Origin of the sequence: Hymenobacter qilianensis, from assembly GCF_014638675.1 — a bacterium.
In the GTDB taxonomy this organism is placed as follows: domain Bacteria; phylum Bacteroidota; class Bacteroidia; order Cytophagales; family Hymenobacteraceae; genus Hymenobacter; species Hymenobacter qilianensis.
Genome location: NZ_BMFN01000002.1, coordinates 1,026,862 through 1,052,180, shown reverse-complemented (window position 1 = coordinate 1,052,180; position 25,319 = coordinate 1,026,862). Strand labels below are relative to the sequence as shown.

Genomic DNA, 25,319 nt, shown 5'->3' with positions numbered 1-25,319 from the left:
TTCGTATATCTACAAAGCCCGTCAGTCTATGTCAGCTTCCGCTACGCTTGCTACTACCTTTCTCTCTGATCGCATCAGCGCTCTGCAAGAGTCGCAGACCATTGCGATGGCCAAAAAATCGCGTGAGCTAGCCGCTCAGGGTCACAACGTGATTAACCTGAGCTTTGGTGAGCCTGATTTTCAAACGCCTCAGTACATCAAGGATGCCGCCAAGCGCGCTCTTGACGAGGGATATACCAAGTATACGCCCGTGCCTGGCTACGTAGAACTGCGCCAAGCCATTGCCGATAAGCTGCGTCGTGAAAACCGACTAGAGTATCAGTGCGAAAACATTGTGGTGAGTACGGGCGCAAAGCAGGCCTTGGCTAATGCCGTGATGAGCATGGTGAACCCCGGCGAGGAAGTTATTGTGCTAGCTCCGTACTGGGTAAGCTACGAGGAAATGGTGCGCCTAGCCGAAGGAGTGTCGGTGCGTGTGATGGGCTCGTTGGAAAACGACTACAAAGCCACGGCTGCGCAAATAGAAGAGGCCATCACGCCCCGCACCAAGCTCATTATGTACTCGTCGCCCTGCAACCCCACGGGCTCTGTATTCTCGCGCGAAGAGCTAGCCGACATTGCGGCCGTACTAGCGCGCCATCCGCAGGTATTTGCCATGGCCGACGAGATTTATGAGTACATCAACTTCGAAGGCGAGCACGTGAGCCTAGCTGAGTTTGATGAGATTAAAGACCAGGTAATTACCGTAAACGGGTTTTCCAAAGGCTACGCCATGACGGGCTGGCGTGTGGGCTACTTGGCCGCGCGGAAAGAAATTGCCAGCGCCTGTGAGAAAATGCAGAGCCAGATTACCTCAGGTACCTGCTCTATTGCTCAACGCGCTGCGCTGGCTGCCCTAGAAGGCGGCCGCAGCTCCGCCGATGAAATGGTAACCGCCTACCACCGCCGCCGCGACCTGGTATTGGAGTTAGCTAAGGAAATTCCGGGCTTCCAGACGCCAACGCCGGCCGGTGCTTTCTACGTTTTCCCGGATGTGAGCGCCTATTTTGATAAAAAAGCCCCCCAGGGCGAGACAATCGAAAACGCTACCGACTTGGCTATGTTTCTGCTGAATGACGCGCACGTTGCTGCTGTTTCGGGTGAGGCGTTTGGGGCGCCGAACTGCATGCGCTTCAGCACCGCTGCCGCCGATGAGAAGCTGCGCGAAGCCTTCATTCGCATCAAAGCCAGTTTAGAAAAGCTGCAATAACTCCGCAGGTTTCCAGCTTGAGAAATCGTTGAACCGGATGATGGAGGAGCGCCGAATTTAGTTGCGCTGCTCTTTTGTTCGCGTCTCGTTGCGGTCGTTCGTGAAAAAGCCCCCCAGCGAATTGTTCGGTGATTTGCGAAGTAGAAGTTGAATCCCTGAAGCAACGTCTGCACCGATTGGCCGCGTCGATGCACTGCGTTACATCGGGCTAGTTTCTACCTTTGCGGCTTCCTTCGTCGAAAGTCGTCAAAATGCCCCTCACCGTACCGCCCACCTCGCTGCCCGAATTATTTGCTGCTTTCAACCATTTGAGGGTCCTCATCGTGGGCGACGTGATGCTGGATGCATACGTTTGGGGCAAAGCCGGCCGTATTTCGCCCGAAGCACCAGTCCCCATCGTGCATGTAAGCCGCACCGAGCAGCGCCTCGGCGGCGCCGCCAATGTGGCGCTGAATGTGCAGGCCCTGGGCGCGACTCCTTTGCTGTGCGCGGTGGTAGGCCAAGATGCTGGCGGCGACCAACTGCTGGGCTTGCTGGAAGATAAAAGCTTGTCGGCGGAAGGCATTGTGCGCAGCGCTCACCGGCCAACCACCGTAAAGCAGCGCATACTGGCGGCCGGCCAGCACCTGCTGCGCATTGATTCGGAGGTAGAAACGGACCTGAACGCCACGGAAGCCGCCGATTTAATTGCGCGCTATGAAGCCCTGTTGCCCCAAGCCGACGTGGTCGTGTTCGAAGACTACGACAAAGGTGTCCTCAATGAAAACCTAATTCAGCATTTCATCGCGCAGGCCCGGCAGCGCAACATCCCCACTGTTGTTGATCCCAAGCGTAAAAACTTCTTAGCCTATCGTCACTGCACGCTCTTCAAACCAAATTTGAAAGAGCTGCGTGAGGGCTTGAAGCTCGATTTTGATGATACCGACGCCGACCGTCCGCAGTTTGAGGCCGCCGTGCAGCGTCTGCGTGAGTTGCTCACGCCCGCCATCATTCTAGTGACTCTCTCCGATCGCGGCGTGTTCAGCGATGCTCCGGCCACCGGCCGCAACTACATTCCTGCCCACTTGCGCGCCATTTCCGACGTGTCCGGCGCCGGCGACACCGTTATCAGCATTGCTGCTTTATGCGTGGCGTTGGGCTTGGAGGCACCAGTGTTGGCTGCTCTGGCCAACCTGGGTGGCGGGTTGGTTTGCGAGCAAGTGGGCGTGGTGCCAATTGAGAAAGACCGGTTGCTGGAAGAAGCTCAGGAAGCAGGCTTATTGAGCGTTATAGTACAGAAAGAAGGGTCAGTTTCAATACGTGACTAAGGCATAGGTTCATAAAAAAGCCCCCCAGATAATAGTCTGGGGGGCTTTTTTATGAATTTGAAGACTATATCGTTCCCTCGCGGGCCAAAGCGCTGAACTCCTTCACGGTTTGAATAAACACCTTCACATTAGCCGGATCGGTGTCGGGGTACACGCCGTGGCCGAGGTTGGCGATGTGGCGCTGAGGACCAAACTGGCGAAGCATCTCGATGGTAGCGGCCTGCACCTGCTCGCGAGAGCCATAAAGCGCACAAGGGTCGAGGTTGCCTTGCAGCGTATAGTTGTCGCCGATGATGGCGCGGGCGGCGCGGGGGTCCTGGTTCCAGTCGAGGCCGATGGTCTGGCAATCGAGCTGGGCAAAGTCTTCGAGCGCAAAAAAAGCGCCTTTGGCAAACACCGTCACGGGCACATCGGGTAGCGCCTCACAGATTTGGGCAATGTAGCGCGTGCTGAACTCGCGGTAGTGGTTGGGGGGCAAAATTCCGGCCCAGGAGTCGAATACCTGAATGAGGTTGGCGCCCGCCTGCACCTGGGCCTGGAGGTAGGCAATAGTAGTAGCGGTGATTTTCTCCAGTAGCTGGTGCGCTAATGCGGGCTCGGCGTACAGCATGCGGCGGGCTTTGGAGAAGGTTTTGGAGCCGTGGCCCTCCACCATATAAGCCAGAATAGTCCAGGGGGCGCCGGCAAAGCCAATAAGCGGAACCCGACCATTCAGCGCCCGTTTGGTTACCCGAATAGCTTCCAGCACGTAGCCCAAATGCTCCTCAGGATCAGCTATACGCAACTTCTGAATGTCGGCGGCGGAGCGAACGGTCTCGGGGAAAAGGGGCCCGCGGGCTTCCACCATCTCGTAGGTTAGGCCCATCGCGTCGGGCACTACCAGGATGTCGGAGAAAATGATGGCGGCGTCTACGTCCAGGGCATCTACGGGCTGGATCGTGACTTCGGCGGCCAGCTCGGGCGTTTCAACCAATTCCTTAAAGCCGCTGAGGCGGGCGCGCAGGGCACGATATTCAGGCAAGATGCGGCCGGCCTGGCGCATCAGCCACACGGGCGTACGCTCGGTTTGTTCGCCGCGGGCGGCCCGAAGTAAGAGGTCGTTTTTAATCACAGGGTTTGCTGATTTGAGCGGATGCTATGCCGGAAGGCGGCGTGAAGGCAAAGGTACGGTTAGCAACGCAGGAATGCAGCCGTAGCCAGGGCAATAGCTGCAACAACCCGCAAACTTGTTAGCCAACCAGCTTCCCAGAAGCCAACAAAAGCCGCTGGTTTCAGCTACTCCTGGAACAGCGCCTTAATTGCCGTAGCCATAAAGTTGACCCCAATGGCCAGCGTAATAAAGCCCATAATCCGCGCCAAGGCGGCCATGCCGGGTCGCCCCAGAAAGCGCGTGAGCCGCAATGACGACATCAGAATAATATAAGCGGCCAGGGCTACCAGCACGAAGCCCACGAAAATCAGGCCCATATCGAAGTAGCTGAGGCGCTCCGTGAATAAGCTGATACACACCGCAATAGAGCCGGGGCCGGAAAGCATGGGCATGGCCAGCGGTGTAAAGGAAATGTCGTTCTTGTGCATGCTCTCCTCCAGCGCGGCCGGCGACACCCGGTCGCGGTTGCCGCCGGGCGTGAGCAGATCAAAGGCCGAACGCATCAGCAAAATGCCCCCCGCAATGCGCAGATGGTGAATATTGATGCCGAAAAAATTGAGCACATACTGGCCCGCAAAAAACGACACGGTCAGCACGGCTATCATGTAAAGGCAGGCCCGCAGTCCAATTTGGCGACGCTCCTGGGCCGAATCTTCTTCGGTCAGGGTCAGAAAAACGGGCATGGCCCCGAAGGGATTGACGACCGAAAACAGCGTAGTAAACGTGGCAAGCAGAATTTCCATGAAGCGCGGGGCATGGTAAAGGCGAATAAAGGTACGAGGCGGCAGGAGAGGTGCAAGGCGGGAAAGTGCTATGTTTGACGAACCAACCGCGGAAGTAATGCCGCGTACAAGTCGCATACAGCCGTAAGAGGCTCGTATCGTTTCCTTTTGTTTCTATGAGCCCAAACGCACCCGCTACTCCCGCTACCCCGAGCCCTGTTGAAGAAACCCGTGATAACCCTATTGTGGGCATCATTATGGGCAGTCAGTCTGATATCAAAGTAATGATGGCCGCCGCCGAGCTGTTTCGGCAGTTCAATATTCCCCATGAATTCACCCTGGTGTCGGCTCACCGCACCCCGCACCGTCTGATTGATTATGCCGAATCGGCCCGCAAGCGTGGCTTGCGCGTGCTTATTGCCGGTGGGGGCGGGGCGGCTCACCTGCCCGGCATGGTGGCCGCTTTCACCACGCTGCCCGTTATCGGCGTGCCCATCAACTCTTCTACTTCCATTCGCGGCCTCGATTCGGTGCTTTCCATGCTGCAAATGCCGGCCGGTGTGCCCGTGGCCACCGTTGCGATTGACGGAGCTACCAATGCTGCCATCTTGGCTACGCAGATTCTGGGCCTGACCAATGCCCGCCTGGTAGATGCGCTGGAGAAATACCGTACCTCACTGAAGGATAAAGTGATGCGCACAATTGATGAGCTGCGGAAGGGCGGCTTCAATGAAGAATAGCTGAAAAAGCCCCCCAGCGGCGGCTGGGGGGCTTTTTCTTTCACCAATTAAATTTTAAATTCCGAACATTTTCTGCCCCATGCCTGACCTCGACGCGCCACTTTGGATTTTGCTTGCGCACGGCCTCGTGCTGCTGCTCTCGGTTGCGGCGCTCGTGGCCACACTTCTTCCTTTGCTACGCGAGGAGGCCTGGTGGATTCGGGTTTTTGACTTTCCACGTCTGCAAATTGTTGGTCTGGCCCTGCTTACCCTTGCCGCCGGATTGGTACTGGAATGGCACAAATTGCCTGACTATTGGGGCATAGGCCTGTTGGTAGCGCTAGCCGTTGCCGTGGTGTACCAACTGATTCGTATCGTGCCCTACACTCCGCTGGCTGGCAAGCAAGTGGGCGATAGTACCCAGCCCGACGACGGGCGCCATCTCAGCCTGGCCGTGATGAACGTGCTTCAGTACAATAAGCAAGGCAAAGAAGCCCTGGCCGAGCTTGAGCGCATTGACCCGGATATTATTATGGCCGTAGAAACCGATAAATGGTGGCTCGAGCAGCTGCGCCCGCTGGAGAAAACGCACCCTTATACTTGCCACGAGCCGCTCGACAACACTTACGGCCTGCTGTTCTTCTCGCGGCTGCCCGTCCGCGACTGTCACGTCAAGTATCTGCTCGATGATGACGTGCCTTCCTTGCACACCCACGTGCAGCTTCCCGACGGCAAAACGTGGATTCGGCTGTATGGCCTGCACCCCAAACCACCAGCGCCTCAGGAAGCCAAAACCAGCACCAAGCGCGATGCTGAATTGCTGTTGGTAGGCAAAGAAATAGAAAAGAAAGACGAACCTACAGTCGTTTTTGGCGATATGAACGACGTGGCATGGTCACACACGTCTGAGCTGTTTCGGCGCATCAGCGGCCTGATGGACCCGCGCGTGGGCCGCGGTCTGTTGCCTACTTTCCACGCCGATTATTCCCTTCTGCGCTGGCCCCTCGACCACGTATTCGTGTCGCCTGACTTCAAAGTAGACGATATTCAACGCCTGAACTACGTTGGCTCCGATCATTTTCCCATCTACATCAAGCTCAGCTACGAACCGCACGATAAGCACATTCAGAAGGAGAATGCGGAGCAAGCTGACGAAGAGGATCACGAAGAGGCCGCTGAAAAGATAAAGGAGGGCTTCCAGGAGGAGCGTGAAGAGGAATTAGAGGAAGCCGCAGGCCAAAAGAAAGAGCTAGCGACTTAAATATCAGTTTTGTACAGAAACTCCATTTGCCGGTTGTTCACCGAGGCCGGCACGCGGCGCATGACGGCGTTGCGCAGGCTCACCAGCCACGGCTGTTCCATTTGGGCCACTTTCCCCAACTGCCACGACTGATTTACAATGCGGGTTGTGCGTGGGCGCCGTTGATGGTCAAAGGCTTGAAAGGCGGATTCGATGCCTTTTGCCTGGGCCAAACAGCTGGCCAATACGGCTGCATCTTCTACGGCCTGGCCTGCGCCCTGCCCCATATTGGGCGTGGTGGCGTGGGCCGCATCACCCAGCAGCAGCACACGACCGAAGTGAAAGCGCTTCAACGGCTTCAAATCAATGATATCTCCCCAGATAACCTGCTCGTCCGTGGTAAGGGCCAGCAGCTCCGGAATAGGGGGGTGGTAATCGGCGAAATGGCGCTGCAAATCAGTTAGCCGGAAGGCGCGATAGTGCGGATTCTGAGCTTGCGCGCTATTAATGCAGGCAAACCAATAGACCTGTCCATTGCCTAACGGTACCACGCCAAAGCGCCCGTTGCCGCCCCAGGTTTCGGTGGAGCGTCCCGCCGGTAACCCCAGCGACTGAGCTTCGATTACGCCGCGCCAGCAGGTGTAGCCCGCGTAGCGCGCCCGACTCGCGGGAAGCAGTTGCTGACGCACGCGGGAGCGAATTCCGTCTGCCCCAATCAACGCCTGCCCTTTAAGGTGGCTGCCATCGGTGAAGTAGGTAGTTACGTGGTTGTCTTTTTCCTCAAACCGTTCCAGCGACTTGCCTAGCTGCACGATGCCGGGGGGCAAATTTGCCAGCAGAATACGCTGCAAGTCGGCGCGGTGAATGGCGAGGTTTTCGTAGCCGATGCGGCGGGTGAAGGGCGTGGTGTCAATATCGTTGAGTATGCGGCCGTGGCGGTCAAGCAGGCTGATGCGGGTAATAGGAAACCCGGCAGCCCGCACGGCATCGTGCACGCCCAGGCGGTCCAGCGCCTGCATAGCATTGGCGCCCAGCACTACGCCTGCCCCAATTTCGCGCAGCTCAGTGGCCGCCTCTACTACCTGCACTCCATGGTTTTGCTGACGCAATGCCAAAGCCGTGGCCAATCCTCCAATTCCCGCCCCAGCGATGATGAAATTCATGTGTTAGTGACGCTGTTATTTCCGGAAATTTAAGTGAATGATGTAGAGACGCGATACTTCGCGTCTAATGGTTGAACAACTAAAAATGCGCTAACGAAACAAGGTCAGCAACGATCAGACGCGAAGTATCGCGTCTCCACAGTGAGACTATACAACAAAAAAGCCCCCCAACCAGCGGCTGGGGGGCTTTATTATCATCGGCAACTTACTTGTTGCCGCCTACTTCTTCGTAGTCAACGTCGGTCACGTTATCAGCAGGCTGGCCTTGCTGGCCGTTGCCGTTTGGCTGGCCTTCGCCACCGGGGTAGCCTTGCGGCTGGCCCTGGTCCTGACCTTGCGTAGCGGCATACATCTCTTGCGAGGCAGCCTGCCATGCAGCATTGATAGCGGTCATTGCGGCTTCGATAGCACCGAGGTCTTTGCTTTCGTGCGCCTTCTTCAGGTCAGCAAGCGCATTCTCGATGGCCGTCTTGTTGCCGCCACTCAGCTTATCGCCATACTCCGAAAGCTGCTTCTCAGTCTGGAAGATCATCGAGTCGGCAGCGTTCACCTTCTCAATACGCTCTTTCTCCTGCTTGTCGCTTTCTTCGTTGGCTTTCGCCTCGTTGCGCATCCGCTCGATATCGGCGTCGGTCAGGCCGCTGCTGGCTTCGATGCGGATTTTCTGCTCTTTACCAGTGCCTTTGTCCTTGGCCGATACGTGCAGGATACCGTTGGCATCAATGTCGAATGTTACTTCGATCTGCGGTACGCCACGGGGTGCTGGCGGAATGCTGTCGAGGTGGAAACGACCGATGGTGCGGTTCTGCGAAGCCAATGGGCGCTCGCCTTGCAGCACGTGAATCTCCACGGAAGGCTGGTTGTCAGAAGCAGTCGAGAACGTCTCCGATTTCTTGGTCGGAATCGTGGTGTTCGACTCGATGAGCTTGGTCATTACGCCGCCCATGGTCTCAATGCCCAGCGAAAGCGGGGTCACGTCGAGCAGAAGCACGTCTTTTACTTCACCGGTCAATACACCACCTTGGATAGCAGCACCGATGGCTACTACTTCATCGGGGTTTACACCTTTCGAAGGCTTTTTGCCAAAGAACTTCTCTACTTCTTCCTGAATGCGTGGAATACGAGTCGAGCCACCTACCAAGATTACTTCATCGATATCCGAAGTGCTCAAGCCAGCATCCTGGAGGGCTTTTTTGCAAGGCTCCATCGAGCGCTTCACTAAGTTGTCGGCAAGCTGCTCGAACTTAGCGCGGCTCAGTTTTACCACCAAGTGCTTTGGACCCGAAGCGGTAGCCGTTACATAAGGCAAGTTAATTTCAGTCTCAGTCGAGCTGGAAAGCTCCACTTTGGCTTTTTCAGCGGCTTCTTTCAAGCGCTGCAGAGCCATTGGATCCTGGCGCAGGTCGAGGCCTTCGTTGTCGCTCTTGAACTGGTCGGCGAGGAAGTTAATGATAACCTGGTCGAAGTCGTCACCACCTAAGTGCGTGTCGCCGTTGGTGCTTAGTACTTCAAATACCCCGTCGCCAAGCTCCAGAATAGAAATATCGAACGTACCACCGCCGAGGTCATACACCGCGATTTTTTGGTCTTTGTGCTTCTTATCGAGGCCGTAAGCCAGCGCAGCTGCCGTAGGCTCGTTGATAATACGCTTTACATCAAGGCCAGCAATAGCACCAGCTTCTTTCGTAGCCTGACGCTGAGCATCGTTGAAGTAAGCCGGAACCGTAATAACGGCTTCCGTAACAGTCTGGCCCAGATAGTCTTCAGCAGTCTGCTTCATTTTCTGAAGCACCATTGCTGAAATCTCCTGCGGCGTGTACTGCCGGTCGCCAATTTTTACAGCCACTGTGCTATTAGAGCCACGCTCCAAAGCATAAGAAACCATTTTCGATTCCTCAGTTACTTCGCCGAAGCCACGGCCCATAAAGCGCTTAATCGACTGAATCGTATTCTGCGGGTTGGTAATGGCCTGACGCTTAGCCGGGTCACCAACTTTACGCTCGCCTTTGCCCCCGTCCAGAAACGCTACAATGGATGGCGTCGTACGGCGGCCTTCGCTATTCGGAATAACCACCGGCTCGTTGCCTTCCATAACGGCCACACAGGAGTTCGTGGTGCCGAGGTCAATACCAATTATTTTGCCCATCTGAATGGTATAGTTAAGTAAGTGGAAATGTCAGAGTGTATCGTGCGATTTGCTCGCGTGGGGTGAATGACAAGCAGCGTACCAGCCGCTGAATCAGCCCATTTCCGTGACACATTGTCATTTTTGAATACCTCAACCAGCCATTTCCCGCCGCTCTGGCTTTGTGGTAAGCATAGAGTTGTCGGCACCTGTCAGGTAGATGAATTGCTAGAGTAGTTTTGAATTAAAGCTGAGCCTCGCCCCTATAGTATCGCTTGTCATGCAGAACGCCGTGAAGCATCTCGCGTGCTGATGTAAAGTTAATAATCCTGACTACCGCTGGCGAGATGTTTCACGGCGTTCTGCATGACGTTCTGGTTGCATTACTTCAGAACAGAGAAAGCGGCTGGGGGGCTTTTTTACAGCATGTTGCGCTGCAAAAACCGTTGAATAGTGCTGCGCCAAGCTACTTGGTGCTTACTGTGATAAGGCTCGTGGCCTACGCCTGCAAAGTAGCGGCGCTGCTTCGGGCCACTGAGGGCGGCGTAGATGGCGTCTGTTTCCTCACGCGTTACGCGCGGGTCGGTGAGGCCGTAGAGTAGGAGCGTGGGCGTTTGAATGCGGCGGGCGTAAGCGCGGGCATCGAGGTCGAAAGCCCAGAAGCCGTTTTGCACGCCGCCCCAGAATACCAGCAGGTTAGCGAGCGGAAAAGCCGGCACTTGCAGGGCATGAAAGCGGTTTTTGGCAGTCTGGAGCATGCTGCCGTAGGGGCATTCCAGGATAGCCGCCGTCGGCCGCACGCCCAGTTCGCTCTCCGCCCTTAGAATTGCCACCGCGCCCATCGAAACCCCATACACAAAGAGCGGTGCCGCTGGCTGCTGCGCTTTCAAAAACGCGAAAGCGGCGGCTACGTCGTCGGCTTCGCGGTAGCCCACGGTGGTCTGCACGCCTTCGGAGCCGCCATTGCCAGCAAAGTCGAGCAGCAAAACCGAAAAACCCTGATTCCGGAAAAACTCCGCCTCCGTCAGGAGCTTCGACTTGTCGCCGGTATAGCCGTGAAACAGCGCCACTTGGCCCAGCGCATCGGACACGGGGCCAAACCAGGCTTCCAGCCGCCCATTGGGGCTGTTCAGCACAACCGTTTGGTTGGCGTGGCCTGATTAACCGGCTTGGGGTTCTGAACGCCCGTGAGCAACAAAGCCGCCTTCTGCAAAGCGGAAAGCTGCTCCGGACTAGCCTGCTTGGCGCCGGTTTCGTCGGAGAAATGGGTGAAGCGCCAGGCATGAAAGAAGGCTACCGCGTTGACCAGTACGAAGGCCAACGCACCCGCGGTCAGCCAGCGGCGTTTCATCGGGGGCGGGAAGTTTTGGGGCCGCGCTTTGGTCGGTCGCCGGAGCCTTTCGGGCCTTGATCTGAGCCGGCGGGGCGCTTAAAACTAGAGGAAGCCGGCTTGAAGGTTTTGCGGGCCGGCGCACCAGGGCCGGGTGCGGCAAGGCCGGAAGCGGTTTTGCTTTTCGCCTCTTTCGACTGCACCTGACGCTCAGCGGGCATTTTGGTAGCCGAAAAAGCCGCTTTCAATTTGGCTGCTTCCGGGGCAGTTAGCTCGCGCCATTGTCCGGGGGCCAAATTTTCTACTTCCAAATGAGCAATTTTCACCCGAACGAGGCGTAGCGTAGGAAACCCTACAGCGGCCGTCATCTTGCGTACCTGCCGGTTAATGCCCTGCGAAATCGTGATTTGCAGCCAGGATGTAGGAATATTCGCCCGGAAGCGGATAGGCTTAGCGCGCTCCCAGATAGCCGGTGGCTCGGGCAGCAGTTCTACTTCGGCCGGTGCCGTGAAGCTGGTTTTGATGTCAACGCCCCGCCGCAAAGTAGCTATTGCTTCTTCCGTGGGTACGCCTTCTACCTGCACCCAGTATGTTTTCGGCACCTTAAAGCGCGGCTCCGACAGGCGATGCTGCAGGGGCTTGTCGTCGGTGAGTAACACGAGACCTTCGCTGTCAAAATCCAGCCGACCAACGGGGTAAATCTTAGGGATGGGTACGAAGTCCTTAAGAGTGGCGCGGCCGTTTTCGTCCGTGAATTGGGTAAGAACTTCGAAAGGTTTGTTGAGCAGGACGTAGCGCATGAGGCGGAAAGGTAAAAGCAGATTTGATTTCCCTGCCCTCAATCAAGTTTCGCAAAAGGCAGCGAAAAAGCAAAGGTCGGCAGAAGCAGCCGCTTTAGCGCTAGAACTCAGCTAAAAGGAGAAAGTAGGCGGCTGGGGGGCTTTTATTCGGCCTTTATGCGATTGGCTGGCTGTAGCGCCACCTGACCACTGAACAGCACCACAACGTCGCGCGGCGGGTACACCACGGCATCTACACTGTCACGATGTGTGGTTCCGTCGCCGTCTTCGCTGCGGTACACATGGCGCACGAAAAGACCGATGCGCGACGTGTCGGCCTGCCGCGCCAGCAACTGCTGCCGCTCCTGAGCCCGACGAGTAAAGTCCGCCGTTGGGGCCTGCGCGTTGTTAGCCACGGCCGTAACAGCGGCCTCGTTGCGCTGATTCACTTTCACCACATAGGCAATTGAGTCCTGGCGGGTAAAGGGTTGAATGTAAAAGGTTTCGGAGCGGTAGTTGCCCGTTTTGCTCATGCCCTGCTGCACGTATTCCGAAACGGCGGCCTGCGCGTGTTCGGCGGGCGCCTGCTCGCAGCTGGTCAGTAAGGCAATTAGCGCGAAGGTGTAGAAAAGGGCGGATTTCATAGGGTAAGCAAAGTAGGGGAGATATTGTAGCTAGCCATAGAGACGCTTATTCGCATCCGACCGTTCCTGGTATGGACATGTTAAACGAAGTGTTTATGGTCCAATAATGGAGTTTCAGATCGATTAAATGCCCCCCGAATACTTGCGCGCCGCCCATTCAGCCGTTACCAGCGCCATCAACAGGAAAAACAGCCACTTCAGATTTATCAGGTCCTTGATGCTTTCCTGGCTGTAAATCACGGGCTTGTAGTTGGCTTTCTGAATATCTTGGCTGAGCTGGTCGAACTGCTGCGGATAGTACAGACGCGAGCCGCTGCGACGGGCGAGTTGGTAGAGTAAGTTGTGGTCGGCGCGGGCGTTGAGGGCTTCCAGCTGCTGCTCCTGCACCAGTAGCTCGCCCCGATCCTGCTGATTTTGCCCCCCAAGCGTGGCGCGGGCCACGTAGCGGTACACGCCGCCGGGCAAGGTGCCGAGGCGCAACGGCGCGCCGTCCTCGCTATTCGTGAAGGAGTAGTTGCGGGTGCGCTGCTGCTCGTCGGTGAGCGTCAGCTCTATTTGCTGGCCGTAGATGCGCTCGAAAATGGCGTTGTAGGTTTCGGCCCCAAATGTGATTTCGTCGGCTGTGGTGAAGGCATCCTGGGTGGGATACACGTCGAGGCGCTTCTTGTTGGCGTTGGCCGTCAGCAGCTGAAGTGTGCGGGTGATAAGGCGGTCGTAAGCGTCGGGGCGGTCGGCGTGGTCGGCGGCTTCCTGCAGGCGCCATTGCCAGCCGCCGTCGGTGAGCAGGGTAGCGCGGCGCTGCTCGGGCGAGCCCCCAAACACCAGCAGTGGTTTCTGCGTTTTCAGCCGCCCTACCTGCTGATACAGCGCTACTTCGGCCCCGCCGCCCAAACGATACTCGCCAAACGGCACCGGCGCGGGCGGATACGCCGCGAAGCGTCGCAAGGCATCTTCTTCAAACGAAAACCGCGAAAATGACGCATTCAACACGGGTGTCACCTCATCCGTCTGCTGCCCGCGCGGCGCGACGGTAAGGCCGGCACCAAGGTTATTGTAGGCATTCAAATCGGACTGCGCGCCAATGATAAAGAGCGCCGGAATGCGACGATTTCGCACCTGGGCCAGTACGTCGGCGCCTTCGCCCGTGCGGGCCGGCAATTGGTGCAAAATGGCCACATCATAATCCTGGGCTTTGAGAGGCGCAATGCCAGGCAGATAAATGGTCAGGTCGAAGTTGTCATTCTGCAGAATTGCCCCCCGCAGCGCCTTGATATCCGGGTGGGGCGCAGCGCCTGCCAGCAGCACTTTCAGCTTGCCCTTCACTACTTCGATGTAGGCGTTGCGGCTGTTATTGAGGGGCGTAAATTCGCCGGATTGAGGCTGAATAGCAACTTCGTAGCGACGCTTACCGGGAGCCGGAGCAGTCAGCAGGAAGGTGGCTTTCTGCCGGCGCCGACCGGGGGGCAAATTCACCTGCTTGGTTTGCAGCACCCGGCCATTTTCGCGCAGCTGCACCGTAGCTGTGCCGCCGCCAAAACCTTCGTATCCGATTTCGGCCTCAATCGGGAAGCGGTTGCCGCTGAAAGCCACCCGGTTGTAGTTCAGCGTGGGCACACTCAGGTCGCGCTTAGGAACCGTGTCGCCCACGGCCACGCTGTAAATCGGGAAGTTGAATTCGGAATATACTGGCGAGCGGCCCTGGTTCACCAGTCCATCCGACACGAGCACCACACCGGCCAGATTGCGGCCTTCGTAGCCCTCACGCACGTTGGTCAGCAAGCCGTCCAGGTCGGTGGCAGGTGCCTGAAACCGCACCGAATCGGGCCGGACAGCACGGGCCGGGCTGGGGGGCAAAATCTGCGTCTCGACCCGAAACCCCTTTTCTTGCAATGTAGTAGCCAATTGCTGCAAGCCAGTAGTAGCTTGGCGCAGCACCGCCGCCGGCGTAAAAAGCCCCACCGACTGAGAGTTATCGACGGCCAAGATAATGGTGGGCGCTTCAGTCGTGGTCGTGGTCGTTTTGACGAAGGGCGAGAGCAGCAGAAAGCACAGAAAGCTCACGACCACGAAGCGCAACGCGGCCAGCCCATAGTTCAGGGCCTTGCTCCAGGGCGCTTTAGCCGAGTAGAGCAGGGCCGCGTAGCCCGCGCCCACGGCCAGGCACAACAAAATCAACCAGGGAGAAGCAGCGACAGAAACCAAAGAAAGAATAGCAGCGAGTGTGAGTACCAAAAACCCCGAAATAGGCTATAGAGTTGCGTGCCTTAGACAAGGCTCCGAAAATGCTGGGATTGGTGGCGAAGTTAGGGAGTTGAAGAGTAGGGATGTTGAATTGCTAAAAGAGGGGAGAAGATAGCTGACTTATTAATCGCTACTCACAGAAGCAGTAAGATTAGCTATGATAACTAAAAACCGTCATGCCGAGGCGGAGCCGAAGCATCTCGCGTGTTTAGCTGGATTAATAACCCAACATCAGCACGCGAGATGCTTCGGCTCCGCCTCGGCATGACGGTTATTTAAACTAAAGCTAGCTTGTGAGCTTAACGTTTAGGTCAGCATACCGCCATCAACCTGAAGCACTTGACCGGTGATATAGCTGCTGTCATCGGAAGCCAGGAAGGCGGTGGCTTTGGCCACATCTTCGGGGGTGCCGCCTCGCTTGAGCGGAATGGCTTTGCGCCACTCGTCCACTTGCTTGGGGTCGAGGGCGTCGGTCATTTCGGTTTCGATGAAGCCGGGGGCAATGGCGTTGCAGCGAATATTGCGCGAGCCCAGTTCCAGCGCCACGGATTTGGTGAAGCCAATAATACCCGACTTGGATGCTGCGTAATTGGCCTGGCCCGCATTGCCTTTAATACCTACTACGGATGTCATATTTATGATACTGCCGGCTTTGGCGCGCATCATGGGCTTGATGGCGGCTTTGGTCAGGTTGAACACCGATTTGAGGTTGACGGCCAGCACCTGGTCCCAGTTCTGTTCGCTCATGCGCATGAGCAAACCATCCTGCGTGATACCAGCATTATTGACCAGAATATCCAGGCGGCCAAATTCCGTCATCACATCATCGACCAGCTTCTCAGCATCGGCATACACGGAGGCGTCGGAGCGGAAGCCTTTGATTTTGGTGCCGTGGGCGGCAAGCTCCTGTTCGAGCTGTTGGCCTTTCTCCACACTGGAAAGGTAAGTGAAGGCGATATTGGCGCCAAGTTGGGCGAAATGGGTAGCAATAGCGCGGCCGATTCCTTTGGAGGCGCCAGTGATGAGGGCGGTTTTTCCGTCGAGCAGTTTTGTCATGTGGGCGAAGGTAGTAAGGCTGGGCATTATCCGCTAACCAATCGGAGCGAGGCAGCTACTTGTCATTCAAAAGGCATCGTACCTTCGCCCCCGACTTATGCGTGAAATTGATATCTGCATTCTGGGGGCCGGACCGGGCGGCGCTACGGCGGCTCTGCACCTGGCCAACGCCGGCCAGCGCTGCCTGCTGCTCGACCGCGCCACCTTCCCCCGCGACAAAATTTGCGGCGATGCGCTCAGCGGCAAAGTAGTGAGCGAGCTGCGCCGTATCAACGAAAATTTGCCCCCCAGACTCGCCGCCGATGCCGCGCAGCTACCCGCCTGGGGCATCGACTTTTTTGCGCCCAACGGTCGTCGCCTTGGTATTCCGTTTCGGCCCAACTTCAACAAAGCCACCGACCCCGCCGCTGGCCACATCGCCAAGCGCATCGATTTTGATAATTTCTTGGTAAATGAAGTCCGCCAGCGTCCCGAAATCGAGCTGCTGGAATCTGTGGACATCACCCACCACGAGCGTACCGCTGACGGCCGCTGGCACTTACGCACTTCGGATGGAGCGGTGGAAATTAAAGCCAAGCTGCTACTCGTGGCCAACGGAGCGCAATCAGCGTTTGCACGCCAGATTGGCGGCCATCAACTGGAGCCTGACCATCATTGCGCGGGTTTGCGGGCATATTATCAGGGCGTGACGGGCCTGAGCAAAGACAACTTTATCGAGCTGCACTTTATCAAAGAGTTTTTGCCCGGCTACTTGTGGGTTTTTCCCTTGCCTAATGGGCAGGCCAACGTGGGTGTGGGAATGCTGAGCAAAACCGTGTCGCAGAAGAAGATAAACCTACGGCAGCGGCTCGCGGAAATCCTGGAAACGCACCCCGCCCTGCGCGAGCGATTCAAAGACGCGGAGCGCCTGGGGCCGGTGCGCGGGTTCGGCTTACCATTGGGCTCCAAGCGCCGCTCTCTCTCAGGCGAGGCCTACATGCTGCTCGGCGATGCGGGCTCCCTCATCGACCCATTTTCCGGTGAAGGTATCAGCCACGCTATGGTCAGCGGCCGCCACGCTGCCGATTGGGCCAGCCGCGCCTTAGCCGCGCATAATTTCTCCGCTGATTTCCTCAAAGGCTACGACGCGGCCGTATACAATCGGCTATGGCAGGAACTGCGCTTGAGCCGGGCGATGCAGCGCCTGCTGGCGTTTCCGTGGCTGTTTAATGTGGTAGCTAATCGCGCCGCCAACAATCCTACGCTGGCCGAAACCATCAGCAATATGTTCCTCGACCTGAATCTGCGCGAGCGGCTGCGGCAGCCCAGTTTCTATGTGAAGCTGCTGCTGGGGGGCAAATAATTGTGCAATTCAAACACCAAAAGCACAAAAAGGCCGTCATGCAGAGCAAAGCGAAGCATCTCGCGTGCTGACATTAGATTAGTACTCCAACCTCAGCACGCGAGATGCTTTGCTCTGCATGACGGTCTAGAGGGCAGCTTTATAAGCCAATTTTAAGGCGTCGAGTCAGGTGGGGTGGTGTTGAGGGAGTCGAGGTTGCGGGGAGCGGCGGGCTCACGCTCTATGGCCCGGCGCGCCGATGGAGTCGACTTATACTTGGTTGGCGCTTCCTGTTCGGGCGTGGAGGTACATTGCGTAGTGAGCAGCAGCGCGGCGGCCCCCAATAAAGAGAGTAAGGCGGTTTTCATAACACCAGAAAGTAAAAATGGAGCTCAAACCGGACCAGCTGTCACGTGGTTGTGTATTGTACGGTGAGGCTACGGCTGGGGGGCAAATTCACGCGCTTTTAACTTAAAATCAGCTCTCCAAAACCTTATTGTTGAGAGTAACAAACGCTGGTTATCTTTGCCCGGCTCGGGCGGCTGGCCTTCCGGACGAAATTTTTCTTCTCTTCTCAAGCACAAGAATATGGCATTGCAATATGATCTGGTCGTGGTGGGCAGTGGGCCGGGTGGCTACGTAGCCGCTATTCGGGCTTCCCAACTGGGGCTGAAAGTAGGTGTAGTAGAGCGCGAATCGTTGGGGGGCATTTGCCTCAACTGGGGCTGCATCCCCACCAAAGCGCTGCTCAAAAGCGCCCAAGTATTCGAGTATTTCAAACACGCCGAAGACTATGGCCTGAAGGTGGAAAACCCGAGCTACGATTTTGGGGCAGTAGTACAGCGCAGCCGCGGCGTGGCCGATGGCATGAGCAAGGGCATCAACTTCCTGTTCAAGAAAAATAAAATCGAAACGGTGTCGGGCACCGGCAAACTGCTGGCTCCCGGCAAAGTAGAAGTTACCAAAGCCGACGGCTCGAAAGAAACTGTGGAGGCCAAGCACATCATCCTGGCTACCGGTGCCCGCTCGCGCGAGCTGCCCAACCTGCCCATCGACAACAAGAAAATCATCGGCTACCGCAAGGCCATGACGCTGGAGCAAATGCCCAAGCGCCTCGTGGTAGTGGGCTCGGGCGCCATCGGCGTTGAGTTTGCGTACTTCTACCGCGCCATGGGCTCGGAGGTGACCATCGTGGAGTTCATGCCCCGGATCGTGCCCGTAGAGGACGAGGAGGTTTCGCGGCAGATGGAAAAGTCCTTCAAGAAGATGGGCATGACCATTCTCACCAGCGCCGAAGTAACCAACGTGGACACCAGCGGCGCCGGCTGCAAAGTGACGGTGAAAACCGCCAAGGGCGACCAGCAAATTGAGTGCGACGTAGTGCTCTCCGCCGTGGGCGTGCAAACCAACCTCGAAAACCTGGGCCTGGAAGAGCTGGGCATCAAAGTAGAAAAGGGCCGCGTCATCGTTGACGAGTTCTACAAAACCAACGTGGACGGCATCTATGCCATCGGCGACATCGTGCCTGGCCCGGCGTTGGCGCACGTGGCTTCGGCTGAAGGCATTATCTGCGTGGAAGCCATTACCGGCCACCACCCCGAGCCGCTCAACTACCAGAATATTCCCGGCTGCACCTACGCCCAGCCCGAAATTGCCAGCGTGGGCATGACCGAAAAAGAAGCCCGCGACAAGGGCCTCGATATTCTGGTGGGAAAATTCCCCTTCTCCGCCTCAGGCAAAGCCAGCGCCGGCGGCGTAAAAGACGGATTCGTGAAAGTCATTTTCGACGCTAAGTACGGCGAGTGGCTCGGCGCCCACATGATCGGCTCAAATGTGACTGAGATGATTGCTGAGGTAGTGGTAGCCCGCAAGCTCGAAACCACCGGCCACGAAATCATCAAGTCGGTACACCCGCACCCCACCATGTCGGAAGCCGTGATGGAAGCGGCGGCGGCGGCTTATGGCGAGGTGATTCACTTGTAAGTCGACACAGTTTTAACAAAAAAGCCCCCCAGCACAATGTTGGGGGGCTTTTTTGTTAACATTTAATCCAACACAGGCTCCAGCGGTACCTGGGGCCTTGGCTTGCGGCTTACCAGAAATACGCCGCCAAAAATCAGCGCGGCTTGCAGGGCGCGGCCCCAGGTGAAATGGTCTTTGCCCAAACTCACGGCGATAAGCACGGCCAGCACCGGCTGCAAGTAGATATACACGCCGAGCAGGGCAGGAGAGGCGTATTTGAGCGCCCAGTTATTAAGCAGATACGCAATAATGGTCAGGAACAAAACCATATAAACAACCTCGGCCCAGATGTAAAGCGGGAAGTGCGCGTAGTCGGTGGTAAGGGCATCGCGCCAGCCGAAAGGCACCGCTATTATCGCGCCTACCAGAAAAATGCGGGCCAGCACGGTGAAGGCATTGTACTTGCGCATGAGCGGCGTAACGAGCACCAGATACACGCCGAATGCGGTGGCATTGAGCAGAATAAGAATATTGCCCAGCGTAGCGTTCGGGTAAATGGCATCGGTGGGGCTACGGCTCATGATGAGTGTGGCCGCGCCCACAGCACCCAGTAAAATGCCCCCCACGCGGGCCTTCGTTATTTTTTCGCCCAGCAAAACGGCCGAAGCAATGACCACCACGATAGGCGCAATGGTTTGCAGCAAAGACGCATTAATGGGCGACGTGTAATTCAGTCCCGAGAAAAACAGCAGCTGATTCACTCCAATTCCCGTGATTCCGCAGATGATGGAGCGCACGTTATCGGCGCGGCCCTGAATGCGGTCCTGGGGGGCAATTAGGCGGCTGAGGACGGCAAAAAACAGCGCGGCCCCCACGATACGCAGCGTCACGATGCCGAAGGGGCCCATGTACTCGGGCATTACATCCTTGGAAAGACTGTAGTTGGCGGCGTAAATGAGGGCCACCAGAAACAAAGCCGCGTGCACGCGCAGGGAATTTTTCATCGGCCGCAAAGGTACGGGTAACCATGTGGTACTACGAGTTGCCCAGCGAGCCTCGTAATACTACTATCGTTGAACAATCCAGCGCTTTGGCGGGCATCAGCAACGATAGTGGTACTACGACGAGAAAAGTCGTGGTACCACCTCGGCCGCACGCTCTACTTGCGCGTACTTTTACTTCTTCCCGCACTTATTATGACTACCGGCTCCCTCTTCGACCCCGTACCTACTCCGACCCAACCCGCCAAGCCTTCCCAAAATGCTCCCCTGGCCGAGCGGCGGCGGCCTCATACGCTCGCCGAATACGCCGGGCAGCAGCATTTGGTAGGCCCGGAGGGTGTGCTGCGGCGCTATCTGGCCGGGGGGCGTTTGCCATCCATTGTGCTGTGGGGGCCGCCCGGCGTGGGCAAAACTACCCTGGCGCACTTGTTGGCCGACGAGCTAAAACAGCCCTTCGTGGCCCTGAGCGCCATAAATGCCGGCGTGAAAGACGTGCGCGAAGTGATTGAGAAAGCCAAGTCGCGGCCGGGTACGGTGCTGTTTATTGACGAGATTCACCGCTTTAGCAAATCGCAGCAGGATGCGTTGCTGGGAGCGGTGGAGCGCGGCGTAGTTACGCTGATTGGGGCCACCACAGAGAACCCGTCGTTTGAAGTAATTCCGGCCTTGCTGAGTCGGGCGCAGGTGTACGTGCTGGAGCCGCTGAGCAAGGAAGTACTGACGGGTTTGGTGGATAAAGCCTTGGTTGAAGACGAGATTCTACAGCGCAAAAACGTGCGCGTGGCCGAGTACAACGCTCTGCTCACCATATCCGGCGGCGACGCGCGCAAGCTGCTCAACCTGCTGGAAATTGTAGTAGAAGCCAGCCCGGCAGACGCGAAAACCGGCGAAACAGTCATTACGGACGCCATTGTGCAGGAGTTGGCCCAACAGCACCTAGCGCGCTACGACAAAGGTGGCGAGATGCACTACGATGTTATTTCGGCTTTTATCAAAAGCATCCGCGGCTCCGACCCCAACGCGGCGTTGTACTGGCTGGCCGTGATGCTGGAAGGCGGCGAAGATGTGAAGTTCATTGCCCGCCGCCTGCTCATTCTGGCCTCCGAAGACATTGGTAATGCTAACCCCAATGCCCTGATGCTGGCCCAAAGCTGCTTTCAGGCCGTCACGGTTATTGGTCTGCCCGAAAGCGACATTATTCTGGGGCAAACGGTGGTGTATCTGGCTACCAGCGTGAAAAGCAACGCCAGCTACAAAGGCATCCGGGAAGCGCGGGCGCTGGTGCGGGAGCAAGGCGTGCAGCCCGTCCCGATTCCGCTGCGCAACGCGCCCACCCGCCTGATGAAACAGCTCGGCTACGGCCAGCAATACCAGTATTCGCACGACTACGAGGGCAATTTTGCCCCCCAGGAGTTTCTGCCCGAGGCCCTCAGCGGCACCCGCTTCTACGACCCCGGCCACAATGCCAGCGAGCAAAAGCTGCGCGAGCGGCTGCGGCAGTGGTGGGGGGCAAAATACGAGTATTGATGGTGCGAAGAAGAAGGCGTGAGGCTTCGTTGACCAAACCCTTCTACATTTGTTAAGCACTCAGATAATCCCCTTTCCAATGAGACAGTTTTTTAAATTCGTACTAGCCACGCTGGTCGGTCTGATGGCGTTTGCCTTCGTCGGCTTTTTGATAATTGTGGGCATCCTGGTGACGGCCGCCAGCTCCGAGGATGAGGTGGAAGTAGCCAAAAACTCGGTACTGGAGTTGAAGCTCGACCAGCCTATTTCAGAGCGGGAGAACCCGGAGTCGCTCGGGAGCCTGCTAGGCGGCGGAAGCAGTGCCAGCAGTGGCCTGGATCAGATAAAAGGAGCCATACGGCGCGCCAAAAACGACGACAACATCAAGGGTATTTTCCTGAACGTGGAGCTGGTGCAAGCCGGCATGGCCACCTTGGAAGAGATTCGCAATGAGCTGATTGACTTCAAAAAGTCGGGCAAGTTTGTGGTGGCTTATAATGATCTGGCTTCTGAAAAAAGCTACTATCTGGCTTCCGTCGCCAACCGAATTTACCTGAATCCGCAGGGCACGCTGGAATTTAATGGCCTGAGCTCGGAGACGTACTACTACAAAAACCTGTTTGAGAAGCTGGGCGTCGAGCCGTATATCTTCCGGGTAGGCTCGTTCAAAAGCGCGGTAGAGCCTTATTTTAGAGAAAACATGTCGGATTCGGCGCGGCTGCAAACCTCGTCGTTTCTCAATTCCATGAACGACTTCATGCTCAGCCACGTGGCGAAGTCGCGCAAAATTGCGCCTGCCCGTCTGCGCGTGATTTCCGACTCCATGCTGGTGCACAACGCCGACGACGCCAAGCGCCTCGGCTTGGTTACCAACCTCGGCTACTACGATCAGGCCCTGAGCTTTATGAAAAAGAAAGTGGGTGTGGACGAGGACGAAAAGCTCGGCCTCGTCAGCCTGGGTACTTACCAGCGGGGCGAAGACGAAACCAGCGGCAGCGGCTCCAAGCGCATTGCCGTCATCTATGCCGATGGCGACATCGTGACCGGTAAGGGCGGCAACAACGATATCGGCAGCACCCGTTTTGCCGAAGCCATCCGCCAGGCCCGCCTCGACGACAGAGTGAAAGCCGTGGTGCTGCGCGTGAACTCGCCCGGCGGCTCGTCTTTGGCCTCCGATATTATTTACCGCGAAGTGGTGCTGACCAAAAAAGTGAAGCCTATTGTGTGCTCCATGTCGGATGTGGCGGCTTCGGGGGGCTATTTTATTGCCATGGCCTGCGACACCATTGTAGCCCACCCGAACACCATTACGGGTAGCATCGGCGTGTTTGGCGTGTTACCCAATATTCAGCCTTTGCTGCGCGACAAGCTCGGCATTACTACCGACCGCGTAACGACCGGCAAATTCTCCGATCTGCCCACTATCACGCGTCCGCTCTCGGCCTACGAGCAGCAGCAGCTGCAAGCGGAAGTGAACCGCATCTACGCCGACTTCACCACCAAAGCCGCCAAGGGTCGCAACATGCCCGTAGAAAAGCTGCGCGGCTACGCTTCCGGCCGTGTGTGGTCGGGCTCGGAAGCCAAGGAGCGCGGATTGGTGGATGTGCTTGGCTCGTTTGAGGATGCCCTGAGCATCGCCGCTCGGCGCGCCAACTTAGACGAGGGCGACTACCGCTTGCAAAGCTTGCCCCGCCAGAAAACGTTTGTCGAAAACATCTTCGAGAGCTTCGGCCTGGAAGCGCGGCAGCAAATGGTGAAGCAGGAGCTAGGCCCGCTCTATCCTATGTATGAGCAGTATCAGAAGCTCACCAAGCTGGAAGGCGTGCAGGCCCGCATGCCGTTTGAAATGAACATTGAGTAACGCAATCTCTTAAAAGAACGTCATGCAGAGCGCAGCGAAGCATCTCGCGTGTTTAGTTGTTTAGCTTGGCAACATCAGCACGCGCGGTGCTTCGCTGCGCTCTGCATGACATTCTTAATTATACCAAATTGAGCAAATTGCTTTCTATTCGTTTTACCCTAATTCTTGTTCAAAAAAGCCCCCCATGCAGCAACTGCGCGAAGCCGCTGACTTTATCCGCCGCCAGCTCGGCGACTTCCAACCGGAATTCGGAATTATCCTCGGCACCGGCCTTGGTGCATTGGTGAAGGAGCTGGAAATCCAGCACGAGTTCTCTTACGACGACTTGCCCCACTTTTCAACTTCGACCGTCGAAAGCCACTCGGGGAAGCTGCTGGGAGGCATTTTTGCCGGGCGGCGGGTGCTGGTAATGCAGGGCCGGTTTCATTACTATGAGGGCTACACCATGCAACAGGTGGTGTTTCCGGTGCGCGTGATGAAGCTGCTGGGCATTCAGAAACTGTTTGTGAGCAATGCCGCCGGGGGGCTAAATCCGGACTTTGCGATGAGCGACCTGATGCTCATTGAAGACCACCTGAACTTGCTGCCCACCAATCCGCTCATCGGGCCGAACCTCGACGAGCTGGGCTCGCGCTTTCCGGATATGCTGGAGCCCTACGACCACACGCTGCTGGCCCAGGCCCAGCGCGCCGCCCACGACCTGGGATTCACCAACTATGTGCGCCGTGGCGTGTACGCCAGCTTGCCTGGCCCTATGCTCGAAACGCCCGCCGAATACCGCTACCTGCGCACCATCGGGGCCGATGCGGTGGGCATGAGCACGGTGCCGGAGGTCATTGCCGCTCGCCATATGAATTTGCCCGTGCTGGCCATTTCCGTCATCACCGATTTGTGCTCGCCCGGCAAGCTGAAGAAGGTTGACATAGCCGATATTCTGCGGGCCGCCGCCGCCGCCGAGCCCCGCCTCACCGCCCTGATTCGGGCGGTGCTGGAGCGCCAGTAGATTCTGGTTAAACATTTCAAAAAAGCCCCCCAGATATTTTCTGGGGGGCTTTTTTATATGATAAGGTTTGCGGTATGGCTGCTTTACGGAATCACTAGTGAGCGCCTTTCGTAGCTCAGAATCGTGAATACGCCTATGCCGCCCTGCACCGTGGACTGCACGGCGGCGGGCTGGCCGAAGGGGTTGCCGTTGGCATTGCGCGCATTCTGAGTCGATTGCAGAAAGCGGTAATACGGCTCATCGAAATGATAAAGCGAGATAATCAGGTTGTCGCCGGGGTCGAAAATGTAGGCAGTACCCAGCGTCACTTCCTTGCCCTCGTTGAGGCGATCTTCAATGGTGTAGTCTACCTCCGGGTCTTGGGAAATACTGTCGCGGTGAATCTGGAAGCGGTAGAAGTCGAGCGTTTCCAGCGGGTCGCGGAAACGAGCCAGCACAATGGCCTCCCGCAGCTGAGCCGGCCGGTCGTTGAAGTTGAACTCAACCGTATCGAGTGGCACGGGGGTGGGCATTTTAGCAGTCCCCGTCACTACCCGACCTTTCTTATCCTTTGCTTCCAGCGTAAATACATCGCCGGGCTGAATTAGAAGGCGGTTTCGGCCCCGGTGCGTGTACACTTTGCCGGTCACAAAGTTGAAACCGGGGTCATAGAGCAGGGTTTCGCGCTGCCGGTTTGGGCCCGCTATCACCACCGTCACGTCTTCCGGCACCACCGGTATGGGCGATGACAGATAAGGAGCCGTTTCGCTTACCGTGAGCTGGGCGCGTTGGTTTGGTTCCAGATAACACTCCACCACCAGCTGGGCTGGCCCATCGGGAATGACCACGTCAATGTCCTGCTGCAAATTATCGCAGCTCGCGAGCCCTGCCAGCAGCACCAGGGGCAATAAGCGCCGGATGCTGAAAGTCAGCATGTTATTCAAATAAAGTCCCATAGATT

General features: G+C 56.9%; 22 protein-coding genes. 9 read left to right on the top strand and 13 right to left on the bottom strand.

Annotation, left to right across the window (positions count from 1 at the left end; translation table 11 throughout):
• Window positions 1-28 precede the first annotated feature (28 nt).
• Both IEW06_RS12120 and IEW06_RS12115 read left to right on the top strand, forming a co-directional pair.
• Window positions 29-1,249: a pyridoxal phosphate-dependent aminotransferase gene (locus tag IEW06_RS12120; protein WP_187732752.1), complete on the top strand. Its 1,221-nt coding sequence runs from the start codon at window positions 29-31 to the stop codon at window positions 1,247-1,249.
• A gap of 221 nt (window positions 1,250-1,470) precedes the next feature.
• Window positions 1,471-2,556 (top strand): bifunctional heptose 7-phosphate kinase/heptose 1-phosphate adenyltransferase, encoded by a 1,086-nt coding sequence (locus IEW06_RS12115; protein ID WP_308422012.1) that lies wholly within the window; start codon window positions 1,471-1,473, stop codon window positions 2,554-2,556.
• Window positions 2,557-2,620: 64 nt separating this feature from the next.
• On the opposite strand, the gene hemE is transcribed toward IEW06_RS12115, so the two are convergent.
• Window positions 2,621-3,667: a uroporphyrinogen decarboxylase gene (hemE, locus tag IEW06_RS12110; protein ID WP_187732750.1), complete on the bottom strand. Its 1,047-nt coding sequence runs from the start codon at window positions 3,665-3,667 to the stop codon at window positions 2,621-2,623.
• Between the two features lie 164 nt (window positions 3,668-3,831).
• Entirely contained in the window at window positions 3,832-4,449 is a 618-nt protein-coding gene (locus tag IEW06_RS12105; protein WP_188548339.1) for a MarC family protein, read from the bottom strand.
• Window positions 4,450-4,604: 155 nt separating this feature from the next.
• On the opposite strand from IEW06_RS12105, the gene purE reads away from it, so the two are divergent.
• Both purE and IEW06_RS12095 read left to right on the top strand, forming a co-directional pair.
• Window positions 4,605-5,168, top strand: coding sequence for a 5-(carboxyamino)imidazole ribonucleotide mutase (gene purE / locus IEW06_RS12100; protein WP_187732749.1), 564 nt, complete (start codon window positions 4,605-4,607; stop codon window positions 5,166-5,168).
• Between the two features lie 79 nt (window positions 5,169-5,247).
• The gene (locus IEW06_RS12095) at window positions 5,248-6,408 is read left to right on the top strand and encodes an endonuclease/exonuclease/phosphatase family protein (RefSeq protein WP_187732748.1); all 1,161 of its coding nucleotides are present in this window, start codon (window positions 5,248-5,250) and stop codon (window positions 6,406-6,408) included.
• Here the strand turns inward: IEW06_RS12095 and IEW06_RS12090 are convergent.
• The 8 genes from IEW06_RS12090 to fabG form a co-directional block, all read right to left on the bottom strand.
• Window positions 6,405-7,550, bottom strand: a complete 1,146-nt coding sequence (locus IEW06_RS12090; RefSeq protein WP_187732747.1) for an FAD-dependent monooxygenase — start codon at window positions 7,548-7,550, stop codon at window positions 6,405-6,407. The genes IEW06_RS12095 and IEW06_RS12090 overlap by 4 nt on opposite strands.
• 205 nt (window positions 7,551-7,755) lie before the next feature.
• On the bottom strand, window positions 7,756-9,696 hold the full coding sequence (gene dnaK, locus IEW06_RS12085) for a molecular chaperone DnaK (protein WP_187732746.1): 1,941 nt from the start codon (window positions 9,694-9,696) through the stop codon (window positions 7,756-7,758).
• 398 nt (window positions 9,697-10,094) lie between these two features.
• Window positions 10,095-10,811, bottom strand: a complete 717-nt coding sequence (locus IEW06_RS12080; RefSeq protein ID WP_187732745.1) for an alpha/beta hydrolase — start codon at window positions 10,809-10,811, stop codon at window positions 10,095-10,097.
• Window positions 10,805-11,026: a hypothetical protein gene (locus IEW06_RS12075; RefSeq protein WP_187732744.1), complete on the bottom strand. Its 222-nt coding sequence runs from the start codon at window positions 11,024-11,026 to the stop codon at window positions 10,805-10,807. Before IEW06_RS12075 ends, IEW06_RS12080 begins: the two co-directional genes overlap by 7 nt.
• Window positions 11,023-11,805 carry a pseudouridine synthase gene (locus IEW06_RS12070; RefSeq protein ID WP_223284669.1) on the bottom strand — a complete coding sequence of 261 codons (783 nt, stop codon included), beginning with the start codon at window positions 11,803-11,805 and terminating at the stop codon, window positions 11,023-11,025. The genes IEW06_RS12075 and IEW06_RS12070 overlap by 4 nt, the downstream gene beginning before the upstream one ends.
• A 143-nt stretch (window positions 11,806-11,948) precedes the next feature.
• A complete protein-coding gene (locus IEW06_RS12065; RefSeq protein ID WP_187732743.1) occupies window positions 11,949-12,428 on the bottom strand; it encodes a hypothetical protein in 480 nt (159 codons plus the stop codon).
• A gap of 123 nt (window positions 12,429-12,551) precedes the next feature.
• Entirely contained in the window at window positions 12,552-14,630 is a 2,079-nt protein-coding gene (locus tag IEW06_RS12060; protein WP_229743114.1) for a VWA domain-containing protein, read from the bottom strand.
• A gap of 345 nt (window positions 14,631-14,975) precedes the next feature.
• Complete coding sequence (fabG, locus tag IEW06_RS12055; protein WP_187732742.1) at window positions 14,976-15,725, bottom strand: 3-oxoacyl-[acyl-carrier-protein] reductase; 750 nt, start codon at window positions 15,723-15,725, stop codon at window positions 14,976-14,978.
• A 97-nt stretch (window positions 15,726-15,822) separates the two neighbouring features.
• Here fabG and IEW06_RS12050 point away from each other — a divergent pair, with 97 nt between their 5' ends.
• The gene (locus tag IEW06_RS12050) at window positions 15,823-17,067 is read left to right on the top strand and encodes an NAD(P)/FAD-dependent oxidoreductase (RefSeq protein WP_187732741.1); all 1,245 of its coding nucleotides are present in this window, start codon (window positions 15,823-15,825) and stop codon (window positions 17,065-17,067) included.
• 152 nt (window positions 17,068-17,219) lie between these two features.
• Here the strand turns inward: IEW06_RS12050 and IEW06_RS12045 are convergent, their stop codons facing one another.
• Window positions 17,220-17,414 (bottom strand): hypothetical protein, encoded by a 195-nt coding sequence (locus IEW06_RS12045; protein ID WP_187732740.1) that lies wholly within the window; start codon window positions 17,412-17,414, stop codon window positions 17,220-17,222.
• Between the two features lie 220 nt (window positions 17,415-17,634).
• Here IEW06_RS12045 and lpdA point away from each other — a divergent pair, with 220 nt between their 5' ends.
• On the top strand, window positions 17,635-19,029 hold the full coding sequence (lpdA, locus tag IEW06_RS12040) for a dihydrolipoyl dehydrogenase (RefSeq protein WP_188548338.1): 1,395 nt from the start codon (window positions 17,635-17,637) through the stop codon (window positions 19,027-19,029).
• Window positions 19,030-19,091: 62 nt separating this feature from the next.
• On the opposite strand, the gene IEW06_RS12035 is transcribed toward lpdA, so the two are convergent.
• Window positions 19,092-20,012, bottom strand: coding sequence for a DMT family transporter (locus tag IEW06_RS12035; RefSeq protein WP_188548337.1), 921 nt, complete (start codon window positions 20,010-20,012; stop codon window positions 19,092-19,094).
• A 192-nt stretch (window positions 20,013-20,204) separates the two neighbouring features.
• On the opposite strand from IEW06_RS12035, the gene IEW06_RS12030 reads away from it, so the two are divergent.
• The 3 genes from IEW06_RS12030 (at window position 20,205) to IEW06_RS12020 (ending at window position 24,379) form a co-directional block, all read left to right on the top strand.
• Window positions 20,205-21,536: a replication-associated recombination protein A gene (locus tag IEW06_RS12030; protein ID WP_188548336.1), complete on the top strand. Its 1,332-nt coding sequence runs from the start codon at window positions 20,205-20,207 to the stop codon at window positions 21,534-21,536.
• A gap of 79 nt (window positions 21,537-21,615) precedes the next feature.
• A complete protein-coding gene (sppA, locus tag IEW06_RS12025; RefSeq protein ID WP_188548335.1) occupies window positions 21,616-23,376 on the top strand; it encodes a signal peptide peptidase SppA in 1,761 nt (586 codons plus the stop codon).
• A 184-nt stretch (window positions 23,377-23,560) separates the two neighbouring features.
• On the top strand, window positions 23,561-24,379 hold the full coding sequence (locus tag IEW06_RS12020; RefSeq protein WP_188548334.1) for a purine-nucleoside phosphorylase: 819 nt from the start codon (window positions 23,561-23,563) through the stop codon (window positions 24,377-24,379).
• Window positions 24,380-24,462: 83 nt separating this feature from the next.
• Here IEW06_RS12020 and IEW06_RS12015 read toward each other — a convergent pair whose 3' ends face one another.
• Complete coding sequence (locus tag IEW06_RS12015; protein ID WP_188548333.1) at window positions 24,463-25,314, bottom strand: DUF4249 domain-containing protein; 852 nt, start codon at window positions 25,312-25,314, stop codon at window positions 24,463-24,465.
• Between the last annotated feature and the right edge of the window lie 5 nt (window positions 25,315-25,319).

Coding starts and splice junctions, on each gene's coding strand:
- IEW06_RS12120 (WP_187732752.1), top strand. CDS start 29: ATGTCAGCTTCCGCTACGCTTGCTACTACCTTTCTCTCTGATCGCATC.
- IEW06_RS12090 (WP_187732747.1), bottom strand. CDS start 7,550: ATGAATTTCATCATCGCTGGGGCGGGAATTGGAGGATTGGCCACGGCT.
- IEW06_RS12105 (WP_188548339.1), bottom strand. CDS start 4,449: ATGGAAATTCTGCTTGCCACGTTTACTACGCTGTTTTCGGTCGTCAAT.
- lpdA (WP_188548338.1), top strand. CDS start 17,635: ATGGCATTGCAATATGATCTGGTCGTGGTGGGCAGTGGGCCGGGTGGC.
- IEW06_RS12015 (WP_188548333.1), bottom strand. CDS start 25,314: ATGGGACTTTATTTGAATAACATGCTGACTTTCAGCATCCGGCGCTTA.
- IEW06_RS12045 (WP_187732740.1), bottom strand. CDS start 17,414: ATGAAAACCGCCTTACTCTCTTTATTGGGGGCCGCCGCGCTGCTGCTC.
- fabG (WP_187732742.1), bottom strand. CDS start 15,725: ATGACAAAACTGCTCGACGGAAAAACCGCCCTCATCACTGGCGCCTCC.
- dnaK (WP_187732746.1), bottom strand. CDS start 9,696: ATGGGCAAAATAATTGGTATTGACCTCGGCACCACGAACTCCTGTGTG.
- IEW06_RS12020 (WP_188548334.1), top strand. CDS start 23,561: ATGCAGCAACTGCGCGAAGCCGCTGACTTTATCCGCCGCCAGCTCGGC.
- purE (WP_187732749.1), top strand. CDS start 4,605: ATGAGCCCAAACGCACCCGCTACTCCCGCTACCCCGAGCCCTGTTGAA.
- IEW06_RS12070 (WP_223284669.1), bottom strand. CDS start 11,805: ATGCGCTACGTCCTGCTCAACAAACCTTTCGAAGTTCTTACCCAATTC.
- IEW06_RS12095 (WP_187732748.1), top strand. CDS start 5,248: ATGCCTGACCTCGACGCGCCACTTTGGATTTTGCTTGCGCACGGCCTC.
- IEW06_RS12050 (WP_187732741.1), top strand. CDS start 15,823: ATGCGTGAAATTGATATCTGCATTCTGGGGGCCGGACCGGGCGGCGCT.
- IEW06_RS12035 (WP_188548337.1), bottom strand. CDS start 20,012: ATGAAAAATTCCCTGCGCGTGCACGCGGCTTTGTTTCTGGTGGCCCTC.
- IEW06_RS12075 (WP_187732744.1), bottom strand. CDS start 11,026: ATGAAACGCCGCTGGCTGACCGCGGGTGCGTTGGCCTTCGTACTGGTC.
- IEW06_RS12065 (WP_187732743.1), bottom strand. CDS start 12,428: ATGAAATCCGCCCTTTTCTACACCTTCGCGCTAATTGCCTTACTGACC.
- sppA (WP_188548335.1), top strand. CDS start 21,616: ATGAGACAGTTTTTTAAATTCGTACTAGCCACGCTGGTCGGTCTGATG.
- IEW06_RS12030 (WP_188548336.1), top strand. CDS start 20,205: ATGACTACCGGCTCCCTCTTCGACCCCGTACCTACTCCGACCCAACCC.